We start from the raw sequence: 8205 nt of genomic DNA on the forward strand, positions 1-8205 counted from the left end.
AAAATAGATTTTTGGATTTACCCATTTATTAAGATTTAATTTTATACCAAGAATAAAAGATTTATCGGATTCAAAATCATTTACAATAGATAGAGCAATATACTCTCCCTTTAGAAAAATGAAACAATTCCGCCTTAAATTGACTTTGTATAATCTTAACTTGATAACAATGTCGCGCTAGCCAAAATACAAATATCTTCTTCAAAAAAAGAAAAGCGGTAACTAATGTATGACTGTGACCTAGTTTTACCTAACTTGGATTGAACCCCCTTGTTGTAGATTTTTATTTTAATATTAATAATTTCGGTACATGAAATTATTAATATTAAAATAAAAAAAGGCTCCCCTCAAAGGAGAACATTACATTACAAAACACTTAAGAAATTCTTCTAATAACAGCTCTACTTAAGATTTGGAGTATGGTTATAACTCATCCACCCCTGTTTGTTACGATAAATCATTGGCCGAAGACTATTCTTTTTCTGTATATTATTTCAAACTCTTTAGATTTTTTCTTTTTGTGAAATTTACCTCAAAACAAATTAACTAGATAACAAAACGTAAAATAACAATGCAGCTGCCTCTTGTCGTTTCATACTTTGTTTTGATAGATAATCTGCTGATCCATCTTCATTATATATAACCTCAGGCCCTACTAAACCATGACCTACAATGTTTTTCACAGATTCTATGGCCCAATCATCAGTTTCTCCCTTTAATATTGCAACTGCAGATGGCGCTCCTAACATTTTTAAATACTGCCAGGTAATCCATGCTGCTTCTTGTCTAGTAATTGCACGGTCTGGATGGAATTGTTCCCCTTCTTTTTCATATAAAATACCAATTTCATATAACTTTTGAATATGTGGTGCATACAGATGATTTTTCACATCAGAAAACACTGGTTCTTTTTTGAAGGTGGCGTAAAGTAAGCAATTTGAGATAACCAATATGCAAATTCTGCTCGTGTAAGAGAAGATCCTGGAGTGAAATTCCTCTCCTTATTTGCTTGTAATACCTCGTATTGATGTAAAGGATTTTTGAACTACCCCCACTTTCACTTCGTTTAGAAGTGAGGGATTCCTAAGTAAAGATTCTTTCAAACTCTAATTGATTAGGCTACCCCCGCATCCCTTGCGGTTTGAAGCCTTATCGCTTCATTCTTTAAAATAAAAAAATGTGAAACTTTATATCATTATGTAAGACATTTAATATCAAATATATTACATTCACTATGAAATTAGTTTATTTATAGGATTTCTATAGATAAACAAGGTACTAAATTGACTCTTAAGAAGTCATAACGTTGCATTTGTCTAAAAATTGAAAAAATATGTGTAGATATATATTATCTTAAATACATATATAATTAATTTTAATTCTCTGACATAATTCCACATCATTCTTAAAACCGTTTTTTGTGCATTATGAAGTAAAATATTACACAATGTCAGTCTTTAAAAGATTATATATCAAAACTTTTAGAGAGGAAGAAAAACTATGAAGATGAAAAGGAAAATCATGATGACAACAGCACTTGCAGCAACATTAGCTACAGGTGCACTACCTACCACATCAGTGTTTGCTGTAGAAAAAGGAGCTCCTATCCAACAAAACGAGGCACAAATGGGTATTCAACCATTAGCACAAAATAATTTAGAAACAGCTGTTAATGCTGCCTTAAATGGTCCAGAAGTCAAAAAAATAAAAGTATTCGAGCATGAATTTAACGTTAAAGAAATAGAAGTAGTAAATCTAGGTGCAGGAAAAAAATATGTTAAGGGACAAATTTCTCATCACTTAAGTTTCCGTCCAGATGATCAATTTTATTATGAGTTTACTGTGCAAGACGGAAAAGTAGTAGATAAGCCTGTATTTAGTATTGATAGAGGTGGTTGGACACCATTTGCTGCTCCACTTTTATCAATTCTTGCTGCTTATAATGGAATTCCAGTTAATCCAAATGATTTAAATACACTTGGTCAGCAGATTGGTAAAGTTATAGATGGAAGCTGGGAACATGCAGCCCAATCAATCGCAACTGTAGTTAGTCTAAGTTTTAATGAGTAGAATCTTTCAATTTTTATTAGCATTATAGGGATTCATTTTTTGTAATCAGCCTTGTTATAAGAGATTCTAAAACAGCTATTAATAAATTTTTACCACTCATTCACATTATCTTGATTTGTTTACCACCTTATAATTCATTATATGTCACAAAATAGAAGTCTTTTTTAGGACTTCTGTTTTGTTTGTATACAATGCGATAAACAGGTGTTTTTTAGAGGCTATACTTCGATTTTTCAAGAATACGTTTGGCTATTAGGTACTATTCATAAAAACAAATTATTAAAGTCCCAAATAACTTACTCCCCCTATTTTTAATTATTTTCAACTCCAAAAATTTATTACCTTAAGAATGAAAAACAATAAATATAGGAAAAATCATCTAGCATTATTTAAAGGTCAGGAGAGATCAAATGAAGAAAATAAAAATGAGAAATTTCATTAAAATTAGCATCCTCACTTGTATTACACTAGCAAGTTTAAGTACACCATCTACTATTTTAGCTGATAGTCATTCAGGTTATTCCTATGAATCCAATATAGGATATCAAAATCCAGCGTTGATGTCGAAAATAGAAGATTCTACAAAATTAAGTGAAATATCTATTCCAGGCACTCACGGTACAATGGCTTTACATGGAGCAAGCTTTCTTGATGAAAATTTGACAAGAAATCAAACTATGAGTCTATCCCAACAATTAAATTCTGGAATCCGCTATGTAGATATGCGTGTTAAACGTGTAAAAGATTCTTTTGCAATGTATCATGGCATTGTAAATCAAAAAGCTGTGTTTGAAGATGTATTAAAAGAGACAATTCAATTTTTAAAAGATTATCCAACAGAAACAATATTAATGCGCTAATGCGCCTAAAAGAAGAAACTACTCCTGAAAGTGGCTCTCTATCATTTGAGGAGATATTTTTAAAATATAAAAACGTTAATGCTTCATATTTTTGGAATCCTAATTCCGTACCAACTTCAGATAGAAATAACTCTACTTTAGGAGATACCCGCGGGAAAATTGTAATCTTACAAAACTTTACATCTACTCAATTGTACGGTATTGATTACGAAGGTTTGAATATACAAGATAAATTTGAAATTGGAAGCGGACCAGACGAAATATATGCAAAATGGATTGCGATAAAAACCCATCTACAAAATGCAAATACTAATTTTAATAATGGAAAAATTCATCTCAACCATTTTAGTGGTACGGGAGGCGCAGCAGCATTTTTAAATAATGTATATCCTTGGTTTGTTGCAAGCGGAAAAGAGAGCAGAAATACTGATAGTAGTCCTAAATTGATTCAAACGAATTCCACAAATGCATGGAGTGATTTTCCTCGCGATAGAAACGGACAAGTATACTATGGGGGAATGAATACACTTGGGACCGAACTCTTACAACAAGGCATAATTAAACATTCTGGTATCATCGCAGCTGATTTTCCTGGTCCAGGTTTAATTGATAGTATCATTAAATTAAATGGTATACATTCTAATGAAAAAGAAATATTAATTTCGCAAATACCATCTGAATCTAGTCCTTTATCCGGGCAACAAAATCGATCCAGTCAAAACTTTAAAATTGATAGTTTACCTGTAGGTACCAAAAAATTAAAATGGGTTATTGAGCCTTCAGAAAAGGATTATCCTTCTACTATCTCTTTCAATGTAATGATTGATGTTTCCCTAGGAATAGATTCTACTCGTTGGAAAAACATTTCACATGGATCTAGGACTGAAGCTTACACAAATACTAAATATTATATTGCAAGTCCAATTGGTGCCACTAGCAAATTCACAGTGAAAATATATGCTATTACAAATTAGAAAAAAAAGAATCCCAATGAAATTCCATTGGGATTCTTTTTTAATTTCATTTCGTAAACATTAGGATGGGGTTCAAATCTTATTGATTTATCATTTAAATCAATAAGATAATTCATATTTGGAACAGCCCTTAATTTTTAAAAGAAAACCCAAAAATGTTAGCTACCTTTTCCCACCTGTTACTTATTCAAAACTGGCTTCCAAAGCGATAAGGCAAAAATCCAATTTGAGTCGCCATTTCCTTGATGATCTTGAACTGCTTCATACACTTTTCCCTCATATACTACTCTATCGCCTTTTGTATATGCTTTTCTTGCATCCCATTTTTCATATGTGGAATCCTCTGACTTTGTTGTTACATTCAAAACATCACTTCTACTAGATTCATTTCCAGCTAAATCAACCGCCGTCACTACATATTTATACGATGTATTAGCCTTCAAATCTTTATCCATAAAGGATGTATTAGCCGCTGTCCCAATTTTATTCATACCCCCAGCGCTTTCTCTATATACAATATAATGGTCAACACCTACATTATCTTCAGACGGACTCCACATCAAATCAACAGTTGTCGCTGTTGTACCCATACTATGTAATCCTTTTGGTTGACTTGGAGCCTCTATATCTGGGATTGCATGTGTTGTCTTAACCTTTAGTTTTTCACTTTCTTTTGATATGTTTCCAGCAGAGTCTAATGCCTTTATTGTATAGGTATATTCCGTATCTGCTGTTAGTTTTTTATCAATAAAAGTTGTACCTGGTACCGTATCAATTACTTCGCCATTACGTAACACTTGATATTCTTTTACACCTATATTATCAGTAGAGGCCTTCCATGTTATTTCAACACTATTGGCAGAAACTTTAGAAGCATTTAATTCAGTTGGTTGACTTGGAGCTACTGTATCGGGAGTTTCATTATTTACTAGATTTACATCAATTACATTATAAAACGCATTTGACGTATCTGCTACATCCCATACAGCTAAAATAACATGATAACCATTGCGATCAGTTGGTACATTAATTGTATGTTTTAAATTATTTGATGCGGCAGAACCATCATGTTTCACAGTTCCAATTGGTTCTAATTCAGCACGTGTTAATGGTTTATTAGGATCCCATCCCTTTTTTGTAATGTAATAATGCCATTTACTTGTAGGATGTGCAGCTGTATATTTCCATGTAAAGGTATTTGCTCCACCCTTAATCGTGTTTTTGAACCAGCGATTTGATGTTTGTTGGTCAAGAATCCCTCCAAACAGTCCTCCTGCCGAAGCAATTTTTCCATCAATCGGTCCCCCATCTGGGAATCCTTTAGGTGCTTCTAGGCTTTGAGGTTCGTACATTATATTTCCACAATTTAAATTCAATGCTCCATAATTCTGACTACATAAAGCAGCACGACTACTTGGCTTTTCAACAAATCCATGTGCATAAGCACTTTGAGGAATCATAGTAATAGCCGTTACCCCTGCAGCTAAAACACAAGCACCAATTCCTTTTTTACTTTTTCTTAATCTTTCCAATTTAGATGTTAATTTCAAATTCATTCTTGTCCCCCCAATATATTATTGTTATCGCTAATATAATAGCAATATAGAGATAAACGAACAAATTACTAATAAATATACTAATACCTCTCATACATTGGTACGTTTATTATTATTTTTAATCTCATTTAAAAATAAAGTAAATACAATTACGCTATTTTGTAACATTATGTATTTAAAGAAGAATAAAAACTTCGTTTAATTTCACAAAAAATTCAAATATTAAAACAGATAATTAAATCATGTAGGAAAATAAATTTTTTATATTACAAAAAAGCAAAAAAAGTCTGGAAGAAACCGATTATATCCGTTTCTTCCAGACTTTCACTTCTTTTATAACACTCACAAATCCTTTAACCTTAAACATTTACACTTGAGGTTAAAACCCACATAACTAATATAACCTATATGTTGACTAGCTTCTAAATGTTAAAATTCATAAATTAATAGTAACAGACCAATTAAAACAAGCCATTTAGCAAACACATATAATATTCTTACTAATTCAATCTAACGCTTAATTACTTATAAAATGACCTAAGGTATCTAGCTTAACTGTATTTTCTTTATTAATAACCATTGTCAATCCTGCATTTCCTTACTTTAAACAGATCATCAAGAGATTTTTAATGTTTAAGGAGGAAAATTTGAAAACCCATTTTTTATTATCATATTCTAAAAATTTATTATATTATTTTTATCTAATAAGGCACAGAAACAACGGGTAAATTTCAGTGTGCTTGAGAAACGTTCTTAGGGTGAAACGTTTAAAGGGTACTTTAGTACTGAGTTTTTATTAAATGTTCCTGTACCTAATATTTAAATTAACGTATGTCAAAATATTTTACAATACGAGTGTTAAACGTTACATATTTCTATATAAAATGATACATTTCATCAGCACGCCTCCCTAATATTTATGCTAAATATAGAAAATTCAGCTCGTTAGGATTTAATTTTAGAATTCTCATAAAAGCATATGATAGATTAGGCACGTAATTGTCACAAATTAATAGTCTATCTACTTTTTAATTACCTATGAAAACTCTATTACCGCTTTATTATTTACTCCTAAACCAAAGCACATCTATACCTACAATTTCTTAAAACTCTTTTAGATAATATTTCAAAAGAGTCGATAGTTTTATTTTTTTTATTTTTTTATTGTACATTTGTGCATTTGATGTTAGGATTATGCCTATTAAAATTGAATCCTAACGATTCTTCTTTATAATTTCTATATTTTAATTGTTAAATAAAAATATAGATTCTGATATATATTCAAAATCAGACCGAAAATATCTTTATTTTACAATGATGTCGTAGCATACCTTTAGAATGGAAAGATATATGCAACAACGTGTTAAGGGGTTACAGGAGGAACAAAAATGAGAGACTTTTTTGATGATAAGTACAAAAATATTGAATTAAAAAGGAGGTTAATCAATTTAATAAGTGAAATTAGCGAATTCAAAGGAAAATTAGCTGCTTATCAGGAACAAAACCCTGACATATTTAATAGTTTAGAAAAAACTATACCACTACATTACATAAAAAATTTCACAACTATTTATGAGGATATAAAAGTTCCTAATAAAAGATTAAAAGAACTTATTTTAGATGATATAGTACCTCAAAATATTTCTGAAGATGCTATTTTTTGTTATTATCAAACACTTTCTTTTGTACATAAAAACTCCTGTACTTTATCAATTAATCCAGCAACTATACAGGAATTACATTTTCAACTAATACATTACCTTACCTCTGACAGTGCCAAATGGCGTGAAAAACCTTTTATTATTCCGGGAGTTCCAGAACATGGAATGCACTTGAATAGTTACCGCATTCTTCCGCATGAACTTATCCCACGGTTTATGGAGCAATTATGTGATCAATACAACTCATTAAATACTAGTAAGGGGCTACATTCACTTTTATTAATAGCTCGTTTTATATTAAATTTTTATTGCATAGTCCCTTTCAATCAAGGTAATAACAGGCTGGCATTTATGTTAATGCAATTGCTGTTAATTAAGAGTGGACATACATTTGTAAAATATGTATGTTTGGATAAATATATTAAGAAAAATGAATCTGATTATTACAATTCGATTTATAAATCTTCCGTGAATTGGTACTGCGAGGAACATAATAATAGTTTTTGGTTAAAAACGTTTTTAACAATTATATTAGAGGCTTACAAAGATCTTCATAACACAGTTCTAGATTCTATATGTAAACATACTAAAGTTGAGAGAATTCAGGATTTTATACTTAAACAAAAACAACCTTTTACTAAGGAAAGTATTCGTAACACTTATCCAGACATTGCAGAAAGTACAATCAGTAAGGCTTTAAATTCCTTGCAAGTGTTTGGCCATATTAAGCTAGTTACAAAAGGAAGAAACGCAACGTGGATTAAGATTTGACCATATTTTCAATACACATGAGGTTTAAAAATTCAATTATAACCTTATCATTGAATTTCATTTTAATTTTAAGCTAATATTACTTTTTTAGTTATTTCTAATTCCAACAAAACATTTTATAGGAAAAGGTCCGCTTTCCCCCGCCTTTTCCTATAATAAAATGAAATATAAACATAAAATAATTGTCGAAAAAAAGTCTAATTTTAACGAATTTCCCGAAAGAATTCTCCTTCCTCAAGCGTGTGAAGGGCGTAGCCCACCGGTAGGTGGGAGATGAATTTCGGTTTGGCGTATCCAAAAGGTTTTCCTTTTT

Annotated in this window: 4 protein-coding genes and 2 pseudogenes; 4 read left to right on the forward strand and 2 right to left on the reverse strand. The window is 30.9% G+C overall.

Translation table 11 applies throughout. The features are described from left to right. Positions 1-52: 52 nt before the first annotated feature. Positions 53-181, forward strand: a complete 129-nt coding sequence (locus tag ACTFR3_RS27610; RefSeq protein ID WP_391485058.1) for a hypothetical protein — start codon at positions 53-55, stop codon at positions 179-181. Between the two features lie 361 nt (positions 182-542). Here ACTFR3_RS27610 and ACTFR3_RS27615 read toward each other — a convergent pair. Then, positions 543-1045: pseudogene (locus tag ACTFR3_RS27615) on the reverse strand (S-layer homology domain-containing protein); the annotation flags it as partial. Between the two features lie 455 nt (positions 1046-1500). Here ACTFR3_RS27615 and ACTFR3_RS27620 point away from each other — a divergent pair. Both ACTFR3_RS27620 and ACTFR3_RS27625 read left to right on the forward strand, forming a co-directional pair. Then, positions 1501-2070 carry a hypothetical protein gene (locus ACTFR3_RS27620; protein WP_048538653.1) on the forward strand — a complete coding sequence of 190 codons (570 nt, stop codon included), beginning with the start codon at positions 1501-1503 and terminating at the stop codon, positions 2068-2070. Positions 2071-2480: 410 nt separating this feature from the next. Further along, a pseudogene (locus ACTFR3_RS27625) lies at positions 2481-3904 on the forward strand (phosphatidylinositol-specific phospholipase C). 179 nt (positions 3905-4083) lie between these two features. Here ACTFR3_RS27625 and ACTFR3_RS27630 read toward each other — a convergent pair. Beyond that, positions 4084-5460, reverse strand: a complete 1377-nt coding sequence (locus ACTFR3_RS27630) for a lytic polysaccharide monooxygenase (RefSeq protein ID WP_440045030.1) — start codon at positions 5458-5460, stop codon at positions 4084-4086. A 1388-nt stretch (positions 5461-6848) separates the two neighbouring features. Here ACTFR3_RS27630 and ACTFR3_RS27635 point away from each other — a divergent pair. Further along, positions 6849-7892 (forward strand): Fic family protein, encoded by a 1044-nt coding sequence (locus ACTFR3_RS27635; protein ID WP_048538655.1) that lies wholly within the window; start codon positions 6849-6851, stop codon positions 7890-7892. Positions 7893-8205 lie beyond the last annotated feature (313 nt).

This window comes from Bacillus cereus group sp. MYBK14-1 (assembly GCF_051916885.1).
In the GTDB taxonomy this organism is placed as follows: Bacteria; Bacillota; Bacilli; order Bacillales; family Bacillaceae_G; genus Bacillus_A; species Bacillus_A cereus.

Bases quoted from the DNA above. Each gene is read 5' to 3' on its own strand.
- ACTFR3_RS27635 (WP_048538655.1), top strand. From the start codon at position 6,849: ATGAGAGACTTTTTTGATGATAAGTACAAAAATATTGAATTAAAAAGG.
- ACTFR3_RS27630 (WP_440045030.1), bottom strand. From the start codon at position 5,460: ATGAATTTGAAATTAACATCTAAATTGGAAAGATTAAGAAAAAGTAAA.
- ACTFR3_RS27620 (WP_048538653.1), top strand. From the start codon at position 1,501: ATGAAGATGAAAAGGAAAATCATGATGACAACAGCACTTGCAGCAACA.